The organism is Neobacillus sp. OS1-2 (assembly GCF_030915505.1).
GTDB lineage: Bacteria > Bacillota > Bacilli > Bacillales > Cytobacillaceae > Neobacillus.
This window is the reverse complement of the sequence record NZ_CP133265.1, coordinates 2,107,638-2,126,422: the sequence shown is the minus strand read 5'-3', so window position 1 is coordinate 2,126,422 and position 18,785 is coordinate 2,107,638. Positions and strand designations below refer to the sequence as shown.

12 protein-coding genes and 2 pseudogenes are annotated in these 18,785 nt (G+C 34.3%); 4 read left to right on the top strand and 10 right to left on the bottom strand.

Features of this window, described 5'->3' with window-relative positions; translation table 11 throughout:
- Positions 1-2,314: 2,314 nt before the first annotated feature.
- The 5 genes from RCG19_RS10505 to RCG19_RS10485 all read right to left on the bottom strand — a co-directional run bounded on the left by RCG19_RS10505 (position 2,315) and on the right by RCG19_RS10485 (position 9,971).
- The gene (locus tag RCG19_RS10505) at positions 2,315-4,069 is read right to left on the bottom strand and encodes a type I restriction-modification system subunit M (protein WP_308110724.1); all 1,755 of its coding nucleotides are present in this window, start codon (positions 4,067-4,069) and stop codon (positions 2,315-2,317) included.
- Positions 4,066-5,382 (bottom strand): AAA family ATPase, encoded by a 1,317-nt coding sequence (locus RCG19_RS10500; RefSeq protein ID WP_308110723.1) that lies wholly within the window; start codon positions 5,380-5,382, stop codon positions 4,066-4,068. The genes RCG19_RS10505 and RCG19_RS10500 overlap by 4 nt, the downstream gene beginning before the upstream one ends.
- The gene (locus RCG19_RS10495; RefSeq protein ID WP_308110722.1) at positions 5,379-6,692 is read right to left on the bottom strand and encodes a restriction endonuclease subunit S; all 1,314 of its coding nucleotides are present in this window, start codon (positions 6,690-6,692) and stop codon (positions 5,379-5,381) included. The genes RCG19_RS10500 and RCG19_RS10495 overlap by 4 nt, the downstream gene beginning before the upstream one ends.
- Positions 6,685-9,693, bottom strand: a complete 3,009-nt coding sequence (locus tag RCG19_RS10490; RefSeq protein WP_308110721.1) for a type I restriction endonuclease subunit R — start codon at positions 9,691-9,693, stop codon at positions 6,685-6,687. Before RCG19_RS10490 ends, RCG19_RS10495 begins: the two co-directional genes overlap by 8 nt.
- Before the next feature lie 62 nt (positions 9,694-9,755).
- Positions 9,756-9,971 (bottom strand): helix-turn-helix domain-containing protein, encoded by a 216-nt coding sequence (locus RCG19_RS10485; protein ID WP_308110720.1) that lies wholly within the window; start codon positions 9,969-9,971, stop codon positions 9,756-9,758.
- 442 nt (positions 9,972-10,413) lie between these two features.
- Between RCG19_RS10485 and RCG19_RS10480 the strand changes: the two genes are divergently transcribed.
- The 4 genes and pseudogenes from RCG19_RS10480 to RCG19_RS10470 all read left to right on the top strand — a co-directional run bounded on the left by RCG19_RS10480 (position 10,414) and on the right by RCG19_RS10470 (position 12,593).
- Entirely contained in the window at positions 10,414-11,229 is an 816-nt protein-coding gene (locus RCG19_RS10480) for a DUF6414 family protein (protein WP_308110719.1), read from the top strand.
- A gap of 163 nt (positions 11,230-11,392) precedes the next feature.
- Positions 11,393-11,581 (top strand): annotated as a pseudogene (locus RCG19_RS23715) (hypothetical protein); the annotation flags it as partial.
- Positions 11,582-11,687: 106 nt separating this feature from the next.
- Positions 11,688-11,930, top strand: coding sequence for a DUF5710 domain-containing protein (locus RCG19_RS10475; RefSeq protein WP_308110718.1), 243 nt, complete (start codon positions 11,688-11,690; stop codon positions 11,928-11,930).
- A 327-nt stretch (positions 11,931-12,257) separates the two neighbouring features.
- Positions 12,258-12,593, top strand: a complete 336-nt coding sequence (locus RCG19_RS10470) for a hypothetical protein (RefSeq protein WP_308110717.1) — start codon at positions 12,258-12,260, stop codon at positions 12,591-12,593.
- A 295-nt stretch (positions 12,594-12,888) separates the two neighbouring features.
- Here the strand turns inward: RCG19_RS10470 and RCG19_RS10465 are convergent, their stop codons facing one another.
- The 5 genes and pseudogenes from RCG19_RS10465 to RCG19_RS10445 all read right to left on the bottom strand — a co-directional run bounded on the left by RCG19_RS10465 (position 12,889) and on the right by RCG19_RS10445 (position 18,780).
- Positions 12,889-13,185, bottom strand: a complete 297-nt coding sequence (locus RCG19_RS10465) for an immunity protein TriTu family protein (protein ID WP_308110716.1) — start codon at positions 13,183-13,185, stop codon at positions 12,889-12,891.
- Between the two features lie 146 nt (positions 13,186-13,331).
- Entirely contained in the window at positions 13,332-15,146 is a 1,815-nt protein-coding gene (locus tag RCG19_RS10460; protein WP_308110715.1) for a TnsD family Tn7-like transposition protein, read from the bottom strand.
- A 63-nt stretch (positions 15,147-15,209) separates the two neighbouring features.
- On the bottom strand, positions 15,210-16,652 hold the full coding sequence (locus RCG19_RS10455; protein WP_308110970.1) for a TnsD family Tn7-like transposition protein: 1,443 nt from the start codon (positions 16,650-16,652) through the stop codon (positions 15,210-15,212).
- A pseudogene (locus RCG19_RS10450) lies at positions 16,632-17,066 on the bottom strand (TniQ family protein); the annotation flags it as partial. The gene RCG19_RS10455 and the pseudogene RCG19_RS10450, both read right to left, overlap by 21 nt.
- A 37-nt stretch (positions 17,067-17,103) precedes the next feature.
- Positions 17,104-18,780, bottom strand: coding sequence for an ATP-binding protein (locus RCG19_RS10445; RefSeq protein WP_308110969.1), 1,677 nt, complete (start codon positions 18,778-18,780; stop codon positions 17,104-17,106).
- Between the last annotated feature and the right edge of the window lie 5 nt (positions 18,781-18,785).

The following is an 18,785-nucleotide window of genomic DNA, read 5'->3' as shown; positions in this document are numbered from 1 at the left end:
CCCCCTTCTCACTCCCCTCAATTCCTTCTCCCCCAAGGGTTCACGCCCCCTTTACTTCCCCTTCTATTTTCTGTTATAGAATAATTACGTTCCCGCCTTCTTGCCGATTTTCGCATGAAATTGTACCGATTTTGCAATGATTTTTATAAAAAAGTTACGTTCCAGAATAGATGGATACGAAGTAGATGTGGAGGGACCATATGATTCTAAAAAGTGAGGAAAAACACTGAAAAGGATAGGATTTCTATTCTGTGTGAAACCCAAAAGGAACTGTACCGAAGGTAGCCTGAACCCTTACTGGAAAAAGGATTGGAGAAATACAGAATTGAAAAAACGATTGGATTCGGATTGAATTTTGATTGAAAATGGGATTAGATTACGATTGGAACCCCACCGAATTTCACACAAAAAAACCGAAGGTCTACCGGGAAAAGTACCGGAAAAACCTTCGGATTGGGAACATTAATTTTATTTAGGGAACGCTTATTTTATATAAGGAACCTTAATTTTTGATGGAGACACCAAGACATTTTGAGATTTTTCTTTTATTGATTCAGTAATTGAGAAAAACGACTTTTTTCTTTTCTCTTCATTTTTCTTTCTTCTACTATATACCCCTGTAACTTTCTTCTTCCCTCGCCAAATCCCCCTCAACCCCTACTCCCTCTTGACTCTACGCCCCTTTCACCCCGTTATGCAATGGAACTTAGTTCTTCCCCAAAACCCCCATTTTCGCCCTCATTTTTCCTTCTCGGGTTGTATCGAATATTCGGACAATGTTATTAAGTTCGTACCTGAATGGAGAGAAGTATCAGGAGAAAAGACGGAAAACGAAGCCATTTTGGGATGGTTTTACTGTTGGTAAACACACTGAAAAGAGATTGGAAATCCTACGGATTTAGTGATTGGGAAACAACTGAACCCCTAACTGGACAAGGGATTGAGGATATATTGGACAAAACAAAAAGACTGGACCACTATTGGATCCAGCCTGAAATATAATTGATTTTACGATTGAAAAATGATTGAGTACATATTGTTCGCCTGCTCTTTTTTCCTCACTCTTCCTTCCGCTCTGGATACCAACTATTTAACAGTAGGTACCGACTTTTTAGCTTAGGGAAGAGGAAAGTGGCGGGGGGATAACTTTTTGTATAGGTAAAAAATAATTGGAATCGTTTAATGTGTTTTTTTCATTAATTGCAATCGACAAATAAACAACAGAAAATAAAAAAAGTTGGAAACAGACATGACCTTACAAAAATATTTAATACAAAAAAGTGAGAAACAACATCTTCACAGTAAAGCCTACACCTTGAATTGCAGGCTCACCCCGTGATACCTAGCCTTATATATAGTTCGTGGTATTAGACCGGAGTTTTGCAGCCAGATTCCTTCAAGATTCCACTTCGCCGTAGACACACTTGCGTTAAGCTAACCATTACTACTGCATTCATGGCTCGGGACTGACACCTTATAGACTCCATCCATGCCAGTGCACAATATAAAGAAGAGACACTGAATAATTAGCAGGTTCCGTTTTGTGGGGAAATTATAAAATAACACGACTTTTAGAGGATCGAAGCTAAAAAGAAGTTCAACCAGTCTGTGGAGAATGATAAATTTTTTACAAGAATTCCAGTGGATTTATAACCGTATTTATTCCAGATATCACCTCTTGGACTATAGGTAAGTGATTGTTTTACCAACAAACTAACCGCGAAACAATTTAAAGCTTGGACAGAGATAACATCTAAGGTACGGCCGGTATACTAACAGGGAGAAATCAGCGGAGAGGAATTTATTAGGCGAGTTTCGGAAAATATTGATATTGAATGACGGTGTCGTGAGATGCGTTTAAAGTGTGTAATAATTCTTTACACACTCAGTCCATGGTGCCCACCATTTCATGAGACCGCCGAAAATTTTATTTAAAGAGAATAGAGAATATCCTTCAGAGAAAAATTTAGACGAAGGATGATGATCTTCATGGAGGAACGTCCACCCTCTAAACACCAAAAGAGATAATAATGAATTTTTTATAAAGTTTCCATACCTTTTCTCATAGCAAAGGCGGCATATTCACATCTTCATCGGATATGCCGCCTTTAGTGTAATATATTTCACTTATTAATTCGACGCCAAGCCAAAAACCCTGCCCAAAGCTGTCCTCTGCAATGATGGCACAGATTAAATCCTTTTTGTAAATGATTGCCAACATAAAATGAAGAGAATAGCTATCATTTTTATTAGTCCATAATAATATCAAATTTATTAAACGGCTTTCAGATATACCTGACGCAACATTCTTGATTTATTGCAACTCAGGCAAACCAAGCTCTTTTAAAAATTGGTTGTGCTTAGCCTTAGCCTTGCTAATAGTATCTTCTATTGTATCCAAACTCTTTTTTACATCTGCAAGGTCAACAATTACTTCTTCCGCAGCAGTGCTAACATATCTTGAAATGTTTAAGTTGAAATCATTCTTTTCAATTTCTTTCATAGATACACGGCGAGAGTATTTTTTGTCATCTTCTTTTCGATATTGATATGTGTCAACTATTTTGTCGATATGCTCTGGCAATAGGACATTTTGCCGTTTACCTCTGTCGTAGTACTCACTTGCGTTGATAAACAGCACGTCATCAAATTTTTTGCACTTTTTAAGCACAAGAATACAAACTGGAATACCTGTTGAAAAAAACAGGTTAGCCGGCAAACCAATAATCGTGTCAATATTCCCATCCTTGAGTAGCTTTGTTCTGATTTTCTCCTCTGCTCCACCACGGAACAGAACACCATGAGGCAAGATGATTGCCATTGTTCCCTCATCACTTAAAAAGTGAAACCCATGAAGTAAAAATGCAAAGTCGGCTGCTGATTTTGGTGCAAGGCCGTAGCTTTTAAAGCGGAAATCCTCTGCCAGAGTATCATTAGGTTCCCAACGATAACTGAAAGGTGGATTGGCTACTACTGCATCACATTCCAACTTTTTTGCTGGGTTCATTTCATTAAGAATGTCCCAATCATTTAGCAGAGAATCTCCGTGAAATATTTTAAACTCAGAATCTTTAAGGCCATGCAGAAGCATATTCATCCGAGCAAGGTTGTAAGTTGTGATATTCTTTTCCTGTCCGTATATCTGACCAATACTATTAACACCAAGCTGCTTTCTAACATTAATTAGAAGCGAGCCGGAACCGCACGCAAAGTCAAGTACGTTTTTGAGTTGCTTCTTTTTGCCTGTGCTTGGGTCTTGGCTATCAAATGTGACTATTCGAGAAAGGATGGTTGAAATTTGCTGGGGCGTATAAAACTCTCCTGCTTTTTTACCTGAGCCCGCCGCAAATTGCCCTATTAAGTATTCATACGCATCACCCAAAATGTCACTTTCATTGGGGAACTCCGATAATCCTTCTGCAATAGCAGTTATTATTGAGCACAGCGTTGTATTGCGTAATTCATAATTCTTTCCAAGTTTATCAGAGTCGAGGTTAACCTCAGAGAATAATCCGCGAAACGTGCTATCAAAGGATTCGTTTTCTATAAACTTGAAGCCTGCTTGCAAGTTTTTCAAAAGATACTTATTTTGTGTGCGAGCCAATTCATATATATTACTCCAGAGATAGTGTGGCTTAATTACAAAATGAACCTTACGGCGCATTTGCTTTTCAAACGTAGCCACGTGATCTAAATTGTTGATATACCAAACAACAAGAGGGGTCAACTTTTTGCTTTCCAACAACACCTCATGTTCTTCAATTACTGTGTTTTTTTCCTTGCTATCCAATTGCTGTTTATTAAAATAATCTGTTATCTGTTCTTTCAATGCGTTAATAGCATCATCTTGATTAGCTGCAACGGTGATTTTATTTATTTCTTCTTCACATTGTAAATAATCGCTTCCAAGCTCTTTTTTTACAGCTTCCTCATAGTTATCTGAAAGATAGCGCAAGAAGAGAAAGGACAACATATAATCCCGGAAGTCATCCGCATTCATAGCACCACGCAGTTTATCGGCGATACCCCATAGGGTTGTACCTAACTGTTTTTGTTGTGTATCATTCATTCTTGCTCCTCCTGAACTCGACCGACTTCAAATAGTTTTTTATTAAAATTATAATCATCTAGAAAATTATTTAGTATGTTTTTAAAGTGTTCTTTGTTTTCTTCAACCATTTCTTTCGGGTCAAATAAAGAATAGTTACCATGGCTCAATAGATTTACTAGTCTTGTATAGACAGGTTCATCCTCGTCCGCTCCCTTTCTTATACAAGAAGAGAAGTGTGCAAAACCATGAAAAGATGCTGTCTTTTCTAATATATTTCTAAGAATATTAAAGTGATACGTATATAGTTGACCTGAATCAGACGCTTTTTTCAACTCTTTTAATAATGCAACATGATGAAAGAAAGGTGTTTTTGTCGTGTCTTTAAGTATATAGGTACCACTCTTAGCGTTTATTTGTAAAAATAATTGTTCTGCCCTATTAATTTCATTACACAAAACATTAAAAAACAATGTATGATGTGATGAAACAATTACTTTAACATCATTATCACTCATTAATTGTGCCAAATGACTTGCAACGGCAATAACATTATTGTCATCCAAAGAAGAAATAGGGTCATCAACATAGATATACTTTACCCAATTATACGCTTCTGCTTTATCCACAACCAACTGAACAATAGCAAGAAAGAAGCACCAAACAAAGATATTTTCTTCTCCACGGGATATTTTTATATTATGAATCCTCTGAGTAGTGCCAGAAATTAGAACCTCTCTTGAAAAGCTAATTTCCGACTTCTCATAAGTGATTTTGAAATCAAAATCAGCATATCTATGAAGCAAAGGACGAATTCTACTTTCCATTTCTAAATCTTCAAGCCCCGAAAAAAACCTGGAGTTGCTATTAAACTTTAATAAGCGTTCGGTATCATTATCTAAATCATTATCCCAATAAAAAAGATCTTCGGTGAATGCGTTATAGTATAAAGTATCAGCTGTTTTTTCTTCGGTATCACCAACTAACTGTTGACCCAATGATTTAAACTCTACGGAAAGCCTCGTCTTACCTGTACCGTTATATGCAAACAGTACAATGTATTTCTTTTCATCTAACAGCATCCTAAAATATTCGGCAACATCTGTAATTGCATCAAATTGATTATATCCGATCCTTTTAAGTACAAAGTCCAATTTTGCAAGTAAGTCATCTGATAAGTTTTCTTTTAAGGTATATTCTTCCGAATTTCTGGGGCATTTGTAATAATCGTTAAACATTTTTTTGTAGTGGTTGAATTTATCATTGTTCAATTTCTTAAGAATCATTGCCTTAAAGGTTTCTTTTTCTATTTTAGAAGGAACATTATAACTCATTCACCCACCTCCTGAATAGAAGGGAATAGCCCTTGCATCAAGCCTTTTTTATGTGCCTGTAGAGCTTCAATTTTATCTGCTTGTGCAGTTATCAAATCATCAATAGATGATAGAAATTCAGCAATTTTTTGTTGTTCCTCCAACTGGGGACGTTTCAAAATCGTTGAATAAACAATATCACTGCTAATATTTTGAACAACTCCACCAGCAGAAAGCGATGAATATTGCTTTTGAAGATTATCTGAATTTAGTTGTTGCAATAAAAATTTTTTATTGAAATGTTCTTCATACTCTCTCAAAACAAACCAACCATCATAAATGCAACCTGATATTTCAATCTCATATGTTTTACCATAACTCATAGAGTTAGCAAGAATAAGTTCTCCACTTGTTACAAATCGTGATTTCTGAGCACCTTCATGCGTGATTTGTTCTTCTACACTGCGAATTTTATATCCATCAGAATTTTTCGCATCGCCAATTTTTATCCAATTCACACCACTGTTTTTAGTGAAATACTTTTGTATTGGACGTGGCGAACTGCCTCTGTACAACTTTATGAAAGATTTAAAGGTGTTTTCTTCCCACTCTCCACAATCCCTAAACTCCGGAAATCTCCATTCGGGCAGAGTTTTGCCCTCAGCAGAAAACAACTTTTGCATTAAGCCTTTTTTGTGCGCTTTGAGCGCCTCAAGCTTTTTATCTTCTGCATCAATCAAGTCATCAAGAGAAGAAAGGCAATCGGCTATTTTTTGTTGTTCTCCCTTTTCAGGAACAGCAATTTGAAGGTTTTTTAAAACTTCAAGACCAATACGCTTTCTTGTTGAACCAGTTGAATGACTTTCGATTTTTTTGCGAAAAAACTTTGAATTTATTAATGAATATATAAAATATTTACTATAACATCTTTCATCAATAACTAATCGAATACCATCTGAACACATTAAGTAGCGAGAATGAAAATTTGGAATAATACAAGCGCGACCTACAGGATCCCCCATTTTTGACATAATAATTTCATAGGGGTAAATATTACAACCTATAAGTTCATCGGCTTTTTCTTTAGATGTAAATATTTTATAATCATTAACAAATTCACCGTCTCCAATGTTTTGGAGTTGAATAACTCTTATACCCTCATTTTTATAGTCTGATGATTTCAAATTAGAACCAAATGGACCACCGGTAAAACTCCATTTAACATTTTTATCAACAGTATCAATTAAACTTATCACCTTCCACGGTTTTGCACTTTCGTATTCTTTAAACCTCAATTTCGGCACTAATGCCGTTTTTTTATTCTTATTCATAAGCATTCAGCCCCACAATCACACGTCCACCTGCAAGCTTTTTAAGCAGTGGGATTAAATTATCCATCAATTCTAGTTCTTTTTTTGTCCTGTCTCTCCAGCCAAGCTCTAGCGGCTCTAACAAATCGCTTAGTTTTTCACCGTCAAAAATCATGCGCCCTATAATTTCATCTATAAAGGCTTGCAACGATGCAGGTTCAACACCGTGTTTGTTTGCAATTAATTCCATTTCTTTTGTTGCTTTTTCTTCCTTGAATTTTTGGTATCCAGCTTTTATTTCCTTTTCATCCAACCCTTTTCCAGATTCCAATGAGCTGATATAAGCAATAATATCTTCACGTTCTTCCATCATATTTGAATTGGAACAAAGTAAACTAATAAGCTGCTTACGGCTCATTTTTTCTTTTTTAGGCACATCGGGTTGTGTATATCTCGAAATTAGAGACATAATGTAGTCATAATCAATAATGGCAGAGGAAAATAGAACGAACTCAAAATCGAGCTGTTCAATCACCGGATCTTTATCCCTAATATCTTTGCCCTGCTGTGCTTTTAACATTTGGGCAGTTTCGATATAGACACCACGGAACGCACGCAAAGTGTCTTCCGGCAACAGTTCTTCAATTTTTGCCGCTTGTTCTTCTTTGATATCTGTATATTGGTCAAGCTGTGTTTTAAGGCGCTGCACTTCCTTAAATTTATTGATAAATTCACCTCGTGCGGCGTCGCCCTTAAGGTTGCTTACTTGCTCTGGCTTACATTCTAACCCTTGTGATTCCATAAATTTCTCAAGATCGGCAACTGCTTTATCCAGCTTTTCAACCACAACAGGAGCGGGGTCAACAAGCCAAATTTCTTTTGCCCTACTACTGTTTTCTTTTCCAGAAAACAGTGCAATTGCTTCATCTACATCTTTTTCTTGCCCTCTAAAGTCAAGAATATTTCCGTAAGGCTTTGTGTCGTTCAAAACACGGTTTGTTCTTGAAAATGCTTGAATTAAGCCATGTTGCTTTAAGTTTTTATCAACGTACAAGGTGTTTAGATACTTTGAATCGAATCCTGTTAAAAGCATATCCACTACAATAGTGATATCAATTTTGTTTACCTGTGGATAGTCGGAATTTGGGTACTTTTGGTCTTTAATGCGTTTTTGCACATCTTGATAGTATAAATCGAATTCGTTTATGCTGTGATTTGTGCGGTACTGCAAGTTATAGTCATCAATGATGCTTTTAAGTGCCGCCTTTTTCTTATCGGGCTCTTGTTCGTTATCGGCTTTTTCTTGCTGTAGGTCTTCTTGTAACTGCTTTACATCTTTGTTTCCTTCAGCCGGTGGAGAGAAAACACAGGCAATATTTAGCGGCTTAAAGCTTTCGCCCTCATTCTTTTTGCGTTCCTCTTGTAACGACTTGAATATCTCAAAGTATTCTATTGCATCGTTGATAGAAGCTGTGGCAAAAATCGCATTGTATCGTCTACCATTAGTAGCGGCATCGTGTTTTGATAGTATTGCTTCGACAATCGCTTTTTTACTTACAGTGTCAGAGGCTTTTGCTGCTTTTTTGACATCTTCCGGCTTAAAATAATCGATGTGAAAGCGAAGCACATTGCCGTCATCAATGGCATTAGTTATCGTATAGGCATGAAGTTCTTTTTCGAAAACATCTTTTGTTGTGATATAAGAACCAACCGTTCCATCAATTTGCTTATATGTTGCATTTTCTTCAAATATTGGTGTTCCGGTAAAGCCGAAAAGCTGTGCTTTCGGGAAAAAGTTTTTAATTGCTTCATGATTATCGCCAAACTGTGAGCGATGGCATTCGTCAAAAATAATGACAATACGTTTATCGGTGAGCTGTGCCAAGCGGTCTTTGTAGGTAGGTTCGCCCCTTTTCTTTTTCTCTTGGTTACGCTTGCTATCTTCATTAAGAGCGAGCCCAAGCTTCTGAATTGTAGTAACAATAACTTTGTCACGATAATCATCCGAAGTAAGCCGTTTAACTAAACTTTCTGTGTTGGTATTCTCTTCAACGCAGCCTTCTTGAAATTTATTAAACTCCAATCGAGTTTGTCTATCTAGGTCTTTTCTGTCAACGACGAATAAACACTTCTCAATTTCAGGATTGTCCTTCAAAAGTGTTGATGTTTTAAACGATGTAAGTGTTTTTCCACTTCCGGTAGTATGCCATATATATCCGTTGCCACGATTCTGATCGATACAGTCCATTATTGCCTTAACAGCATAAATCTGATAAGGACGCATAATCATCAATTTCTGCTCACTTACCACAAGTACCATGTAACGGCTTATTAATTGCCCGAGAGTGCATTTGGGCAAAAAGTTATCAGAAAAATCATGAAGATGGGTAATTTTCTTATTGTCCTCATCTGCCATCTGATAAATTGGCAAAAAGCGCTCGTCTGCATTAAAACAAAAGTGGTCCTTGTGATTGTTGGCAAAATAATATGTGTTACTCTCATTGCTCACAATAAAAAGCTGCATAAAGCAAAGCAGCGAGTTTGTATAACCATTACCGTGGTCGTTTTTATATTCTACAATTTGCTCCATTGCTTTTTTAGGTGTGATTTGCAGTGACTTCAGCTCAACCTGAACAACAGGAACACCATTAATGAGGATAATAACATCATAACGATGGTTGCTGTTATCTGTATTTATGCGTAGTTGGTTTATCACTTCAAATTCATTTTTACACCAGTTTTTAATATTAACAAGGGTGTATTGAAGCGGCGTGTCATCATCACGCTTGAAGGTGTTGATTTCTCGTAAAGTTCTTGCAGCAGTGAACACATCTGCAGTGATAATGCTATCTCTGAGGCGTGCAAATTCAGAATCGCTTAACTTTACACGATTCAGTCTTTCAAAATGTTCTTTGAAATTAGCTTCAAGCGTCGCCTTATCACGAATGTCTTCCCGATATGTGTATTTTAAATCTTGAAGCTTTTCAATAAACTCTACCTCTATTTGCTTTTCAGATTTCATACCTAAATCTCCTCATACTATAAAATAGTAATCCAAAGCCCTTTTTTAAAACTATGCAAAACCTACTTTGTTTTTATGAGCAACTCAATCAGTTCAGGACTAATGTTTCTATTCTTACAAAGCTCTATTAAAGCATAACGGGCTATTTGATTCGGCTTTGTATGATTGTTCTCCCATCGGTTCACAGATGTAAATCCAACATGAAGCTCACGGGCAAGCCCCTCTTGAGACAAACACAATTTCAAACGCACTTTTTTAATTGCTTCGCTTAACTCCATTTAGCATCACCTCGTTATCTACAGCTAACCATAATATATTATATCATAGGCTATAGCGTTTTTCGGAAAGTTATTGACACCATGCATTATAGAAAAAACACGCCTTAGCTTATTACCCAAGGCGTGTTTTTTCCGTATTCAGCTTGCATTGCTTAAATTGTCCCAATGAAACCGTAGACTTCGTTGTTCTTTTTTACGGGTTGGTTGTGAAAAGAAATTTGATCTCTATCCGAGCAAGAGGGTTTTAAAACTTTTCACATTGTTTAAAAACAAATTAGTCAATGATCACCTCAACGCAATCTATGGAGAAGAGTTTGTCCTATACTAATATTGCAACTAACGCAATAGAGAATAGAACTGACGTACGAATTTTGACAAAATTAAAGGAATCTTAGCGTTATGTGTAGAAGTTATCTATCTATAATGTATGGAGGTGTCGAAAATGGATTTTTTACCTGATATTTATTGGTGTAATAAAAATAAGACCGAGCAGTTTCTAAGCATGTTGATTAACGATCTTTTGCCTGAGTACAATGTAGTTGCTACTCAAGGAAAGTCTAATGAAAAAGGTCTTGAAGGAAACCTTGGCAAAGTGGTTGCAAAATATCAAAGGCAATCTGAAAATACCACCGAAAGAGAAGGTAAAGTAGTTCGATCTACATCATCACTTTTTAAAGATTTATATACTCTTCTTGAAGAGGGCGACAAAATTCAAAAATTGGCTGGTTTTGACGAGGAGATATGGAACCAACTTCGCACAGGTGAGTTCGTAGAGGTTGATGGGGAGTTTAAACAATCTCCAGCAGAGCTTGTTATGTCTAGTATGATTGATTTCACTGACAAATTTAAACCTTTCTTTTCAGCCGAAACATCCAAAGAAGATATGCAAAAAATTGAATTCGCAACTTCTATTTTTAAATTAAAAAAAGTAACGATGATCATTAATCCTTTTGTAGATGGAAACTTCAAATTTATCACTTCTTTAGACACTGAACACTTTTTAGAAGATCGTTACGAGTTAGAAGGAGAATTCACGATATTGGGTAAAATTAGAAAGATTTACAAACCACATCAAAAAATTGATTTAGTTAAACTTCTACCTGGAAAAATGAAATTCAAAAAGGAACAATTAATCAAATTTATCCCAAACATGAGCCAAGACGATATTACCTTCGATACCGAGGAAATAACAGAAGATTCATTCGAATTAAAAGGTCCTGCAATTGAAATCATGCCAATCGCAATATACCAAGCATAATAATTAAAAAGCCGCAACTTTTCGCGGCTTTTTTTGCTCAAGGTGTGGATTATACACGATTTAGGAAATCCAATCAATTATTTATCCATTTGAAACAGACTTACCTGAAACACACGAAGATATGTCCGTAGATGTCACATCGATATATTAGGAAGTTGCCAATGTATTTAAACATTCACCGAGGGCATCTGCTGCCCTTCTTCGACTTGCTATTGAAACGATGATTCTACAGCTTGAAGCGTATGAAATCAAGCAAGCGAAAATCAATACAATGATAAGCGAGCTGGTAAAAAAAGATATTCCAGAACATATTCAACAGGAGCTTGATACCAACTTTACAGAGTTGAGATGATCATAATTATTATTATCGATCGAACTTTGTTAAGGTTTTATAGGGATTAAATTAATTTTTGTAATAAAATATAAATATGAAATCAAGAATAGAAAAGATTGATAAAATGAGCGATAGAATTAATTTAATTGTGCCATTTTCTCAAAAAGATGAAGCAAAAAGTAAAGGAGCGAAGTGGGATGCCAAAAATAAAACCTGGCATGTATTAGAAGGTGTTGATTTAAATGATTTCTATAAATGGCTACCTGATAATATACCTAACTTAAGAGCAAAAAATTATTCTTTGGCTGAAACAGAAATGACTTGCTGGAAATGTAAAAAACAAACATTGTATACTCTATATATCTAGAAGAATAAGAATGCTTAAATACAGAAGATTTCTGGTACGGGGATAAAGTAAATATTCCAACTTTTGTTTCTTATGCTGACCAACTTAATGAAATAGCCGCTGAGCACCTTAAAAGAATTTCTAATAATTATTACCGACTAAATTATTCAAAACATATGAACAGTAGTTATTATTTAAATCACTGTTCAAACCGCAATATGAAGCAGGGAGATTTTTCTGTACATGAGGATAACCCTGGGGAAGGTTTATTATCGTGACTGAAGAAAATTGATTCCTTTCTAATGGATTTAGGCCAATAAAATAAATATGATATGGAGTTAACAACATATGTATATAAAAGCAGTTAGAGAAGATCTTTATAATACAAAAGGCACCCAAAAATACGAAGTAGGGAAAGAATATAAAGCTGATGGTATATATTTTTCAGATGAAAAGAATATAGCGATAATTGCTGATACTCCAGGGCTTGGTAGAGAAAATATATTGAAAACAAGATTTCTGCAAATTGACTCGATTGACCCGCCTTATGAATACGGAGTTGGTGAGTTTACAAGTAATCACATTAAAGTGATAAGAGAAATTCCCACTGCTGAAATTATAAACATATTCAAAGCACATGGAAAATTGGGCCATTTCGAATACTTTGAGCAAATAAAAAAATAATAAAATACAAATAATTCTTCTAAATGTAGCTTCGGAATACAGTTTGATTAAAACATATCATAAATCTTTATTTTTCGATAAAAAAGAAGAATCCATTTTGAAAAAGAATTAAGCAAAACAAATTCTTCTCTATCAGTTTTAAGTTATGGTTTTATAAAAAAGTTTAATCACTTTCTAGCTTAGATCTTCCAGAATCTCACCCAATTGCGGAATAGTGGGAAATTCGGTAGAGCTGTAAAAATGCCCCTGAATTTTATACTAAAACCCCTTATTAGTTGAGGTAGGAACTATAGCCCTACCTCAGTAGTGCTTCAAAGTATTCCGATAACAGTTGTTCCATATTCGGATTTTTATCAAGAATTTCAATATCTTTAAAATAAACTGTTTTCCCAGTTGACTGATCTAAAACTTCCAAGTTTAATGACCCAGAATCCCAGATTGACACTCTTCCCATTTTCGTTTCAGTGATGTGATCTGCAAAGGTAGCTGGGTTATCAGTTAAAGTAGGTACTAATAATAAATCGGTTTCGATTCCCTTTTGCTTAAGCATTTGTTTGTTATTTTTAAACCAAAAATAAAATAATTCTACCAATTTTGTTCAAGTCCCTTTACCTATTTCTTTGAACCGGAATTTTATCTTGCACAAACGCCCCTATTAGTTGAAGAAAAAATTACCTTCTATAAGCTTTTTAGCTTCTTCTACAATTGAGTTATACAAATGCCATTAATTCAATTCACCTAGCTGTATTCTTCAACATACTTTTTTATTTTAGTATCTATGACACTTGATCTTCCTTTAATTACATTAGCAGCACGACCAATGCTGGTTTCACTTATTCTCTTCCCTGACTGTATTAAGCTTTTAAGAGCGTATTCAACTCTTCTTAACTGAAATTCCTCTACCGATTCAAGTATTTCATCTAAGTAATTGTATGTTTTAGGCATTTTATCCCGATACTCTGCTTTTCTTATTATATCTAATTTATTTGTAGATCTCCCCAATGAAGATCTTGTAATTCTAGTTGGTGTATCTTCGCTTAATAACTCTTTTCTTGCTTCTTCAACAGCAAGAAGCAATTCCTTATCTCTTTTTTCCCAGTCTATCTCTTGGTCTCTGCAATTGTTTGTAAAAGACATATTATTTGAAAGCCAATTCTTATCATGTTTATACAAGAAGACAAAAGTGGTGATATCCTTTTTCTTTAATTTTTCTGTTGAGGCATTAGGGTTTTCTCTCAATAAATTAATCCAATTATTACGATAATGATTTATTATTTTAGTGGTGGGTTTCTGTCTTCTCTGCTTGCCATTTAAATAGCTACTAAAAATGGACAAATAATTTTCAACTACATCTTTTTTAGTTTCAAAACCTATACTAATTATTTTTTCTTGTTCCAACAACTTAATGAATTCATCTTCCCATTGTTTGTTCATATTTTTTATTTGCTTTACCATTAACTTTTTTCTGTTATTGAATCTTGTAAATTCAAAACCGCAATTACATGAAAATAAGCCTATCCCTGAATTAGTTCTATTGCATTTTTCAAGTTTTACACTATTTATCACACATTCCTTATAATGATTAGAGAATGGATTCAGACATGGATATGGTCCTTTTCCAAATGGTTCGATATCCTTACCGAAGTTATGAAGAGTTTCAACACTATCATTTAAAAAAAGCGTTAACAAGACATGTTTTATAGGATGAAATGCCATTTGAGAACTTTTAGTTATTTTCTCCAACCATTGGTCCCTCTTGGAATAATTAAATTCTACTCTTAAAAAATTTAATAATTCATGTCCATAATAATTTATAAAATCATTTTTTAGCTTATTGAAATTATTTCTACTCCCCTTAATATAATCTTCTCGATAAAGTAAGTACCTATATATTTTCGGTATGTATTCAAAGGATAAAGAAAGATCATTTTCTGCTACTTTTTCACATTCTTTAGATATTTTCATTAACATATTCTCAAGATTGTTAGGAATCTTACTCATTGAAATTTCATCAATTGGACAATTATCTAGTGTTGCAGGTTCATAACCATAGAAACCTTTATGTCTTGATTGTGTCTTTACCGAACTCTCTAAAAGCTCTAGAGAATGTATCGAGCAATAAAAAACGCCTGGTATCTGGTGTTTCTTATGCCAATATATTTCACCATATTTTAAATTATCTTCCCTCACACATTCAGTACAGTACTTAAAATACTCTTCAGGTATAATACGAATAGGTAAATTCGTATCTCCGCCATCCACAATTATAGAAAGCAATTTTTCTTTATTTTGCTCTTTCGCAAAGTTTGAGTAATATAAAAATAATGTATGTTTCTTAATCCAGGTATCAAGATTTACTTTTTTAAAGCCAATTATTTTTCCTGTTAAAATGCCTAAATCTCTTGGAATGTGTGCATGCGGAATCAAGTTTCTTTTATTGAACAAGTCTAAAAAGGTGTCTTTAACACTAATATTGCCAGACCGTTTATGGTATCTTGCAAAAACGCTATATAGTAATTCGTCTGGATATGCATCTGGGAAAAACGGTAACACAAGTCTCCTCCTTTAAATCGAAAAAGCAAATTTCCAAATCATGTAATTTTATTTCTAAAATTTTCAATTAGAATGAGCATTGTCCAAGAACCCTAATTCTTCATGTAATACTTTATTTACCTTTCTTGAGATATTTTTACCTAAACCAGCTGCTCTTCCTAATGTAGACTTCGAATAATAAAAATTTTCTTTTCGTAACCCTTCAGCTCTTAACCTAATTCTTCTTATTTGAAAATCCTCAATATCTTCTGTTACATCGTCAAGTATACTTTTACATATTGGTAATTTATCAATATTCTTTTCAAATCTTGATTGTAGGTCGAGCCTTTTTGCTATTCTTGTTTTAGTAAGCCTAATCAATGGTTCTTCTGTTAAGATGTTGATAGCTTCTTTTATAAGCAAAAATGAATATTCTTCATCCCTTTGATCCCAATTAATTTTCGCTGTCGTTTTATGAGATATCTTAGGATTTGGAAGGTTCTTCAACAACCATTCCCTATGATTTCTATATAACCAAATGTAACCCGATGGATTGACTTTTCTTAATTCTGTTCGACTAAAGCCAGGATTATCGTTAATTAAAATCAACAAATCTTTTTTATGTTTTTCAGCGGTCTCTTCCTTAATGATTCTTTCATTTTTTATTTTTTTTAATTTATCTTTTGTGATACCTTTATCATTCTCTAAATATTTTTTTACTGTTTTTGAATCAACACCTAGAATTAATGATATTTTTCGTGTTGAATATTTACCATTAGAGCCTAGCTCATTGAGTTTATTAATCCATACTATTCCAAAGTTTTTTACTCTTCCTATTTTATATATATCCTTATCATCATAGTCTGGGCCTCTTCTCGAATAAATAAAATGGCATTGACTACAAGCAAATGTACCAACCGGCTGTTTTGTCTTTGAATCAGTAGTCACTACACATTCAGTTATTAGTAACTCTTTGTAATGATTAGCCGCCTTATTTAAACATGGCCATGGACCTTTTCCAAATGGATAATTTTCTAGATTATCCTTTATTGAATTATTTGGAAAGGCTTCATTTAAAAAAAGTAGTAGTAATAAATGTCGTAAGGGATAGCAAGTCACTCGTGGTTTTCTTAGAACTTTATGAAACCATGTATTTTCATCACCTAGATTAAAACTACTATTAATCATTCTTAAAAATTCAGAGTCAAATGATTTTAAAAATACTGATTTTAATTCCTGCATTCTTATTCGCTTTGACTTAGTAATGTATCCTTTTTCTTGTAACTTTTTCAAATAAAATTCTTGAAGGTTATCCACTCCAGTTAACAATTCTTTCTCATTTAATAGTCGATATGAAGTATCAGCAATAAATAAAAATTTGTCGAAAAATCGTTCTGGTATTATTATTATTTTTCCAAGCTTTATTGAAGTTTCGTTAAGAGTAAAAAATTTATGTTTATTTTGTTTATTCCTGTATGGTATATGTGATTCAATTAGCGCTTTTTTATGCTTTGAACATATGAGCACTCCCGGGAGTTGATGAGTCCTATGCCAATAAGCCTCTCCAAAAATAGCTGTTTCTTCATTAAAGCAACTTTCACAGAAACGAAAGTAGTTTGTTTCCTTAATTTTGCTCGCAGCCAAACCTAATGCAACATATATCGCATTGGAATTTCCATTTACCATTTGGTGTTTAATTTTATTTCCATGCTCTTCTGATATAAAGGGCAAATAATATGGGAGGAGTGTGTGACTATAAATTAAATTAAACGGTTTAGAATGGTTCAAACCAATCTTTTCACATAGTACACCCATCTCACCTGGAAAATTTGAAATAGCACTGGTTGTTGATTTGCCAAAAAGTTCCTTCAAGGTTTCCTTACAACTTTCATTTCCACTTCTTTGGTGATAACGTGCTAAAACGCTATATAACAGCTCATCCTTATAGAATGGGGAAAAAAACTAGTCATAAACTCTCCTAACTTAAAAATTCATTAAATGGAGCAATTACATTGATCTTTTGCAACTCTTCCACTAAGGACTTCTTTTCTTCCAATGCTTTTAATCCAATTACATGAAGATAATTATCATCAATTACTTTTTTACGACCTTTCTTCTCTCTACTATTTTTCTTCGAATCATCAGAAGGTATAGTTAGTATTTTTTTAGCTATCTTTTTATTTACTATAGAGCTATCCGAACTTACTTCCTCTTGGTCCAGAATTTGGGAGACCAAATCTATAGCCTCTTTTTTTGTTAAGCCTAAACTTTGTGCAAACCCAACGTATTGTACAAATTCTTTAGCATCAATGATCGCTTTCTTATGCTCCTTAGATATAGCACCTTCAATGTGTACTTCTGTGGGTAAAGCTTTTAAAAAAGCATTAATATCAATCCATTCGGGCTTTAAATCGTCAATTCTCTTTAATTTCTCCTTATCACCTGTTTTAAGGGCTGTAAGCATCGGTTGTAACAACTTTAAATTTTTCTTGGCAGCCTTTTTAACCAAATTTAAAGTTAGTTTCTCTTTCCCTAATGAAATTGTTAAATACTGTGCTTGTATAAATAGATTAACAACTAAATCTGTAATTCCTAGAGTTTCTTTGTAAAACAATTCATTCATTTCTTCAGTTAAAGGAACTGGTTCTCTTAACCATTGGTATTTCCATAGCTGTTCTAAAAAGTAATCCCACTTTTTATCCTTATCCATCCTGTCAAAAAATTCTGCCCCCATCGCACTAGCCCTTCTTGCATTAGCCAACAAAGGTGTAAACAGATCAATTGCCTTATATGTCCCTACAAAAATCAATGGCACCCCCAATTTGTTATGTATTTCAACAAAGAAGTTCATTGTTTGCTGCCCTTCCTGTCCCTTCTGCATTCTCTGAACTTCATCAAATACCAGCACTCCAATACAATGAAGAGCTGCAACATGGGCCATCTTGTCAATTAAGTCTGACTCATTCACCCTTTGTTTCACATACTTCTGATAATAGCTCGTCCCTAAAATGCTATCTACAGCTTCGAAGAAGTTCTTACACAGAGTACCTCTTGAACCATTAAAAGGACATTCAATTACTAGCCAAACAATTTGGTTTAAATATCCAATTGATAAACCATTATGTTCATATTCTGAGTGAATTATCACCTGAGGATACAGTAAAAGGATTTTCTCAATTGCAGTAGACTTACCAATTCCGCTTATACCTATTAAGGCAAAACTACTGGCTGTTGAACGATTTCCAATAATATTTCCTTTTTTTTCATCGTAATCTCCCTTAAATATATTATGGATTCCAACCACAAACTGCCTAGCATACAAAGGGCTAACTGGGTTTCTTCCTTGATATCCTGATCTAAGCATCAATGATACTTTAGATTGTAAATCTAAATGAATTGGTAATGGCTGTACAAAAGTATGTTTTATCTGTTGTATAAGGTGTAGCCTGATTTCTGGGGATTCATTAATATCCTCAGCATTGTAATTAGGCTTACTTGTTAAAAAGTTAATGACTTGTTTTTGAGTATATATATATGGTAGGGCTTCTATAAGAGGATTGTATTTATAAATATCCACTTTTTGCTCTTTGTATTTCGCCATTTCTTGTCTTCCCATGAGAACCGTTGTAGGTTTTTTCTGACTACCTTCATTCATATTCA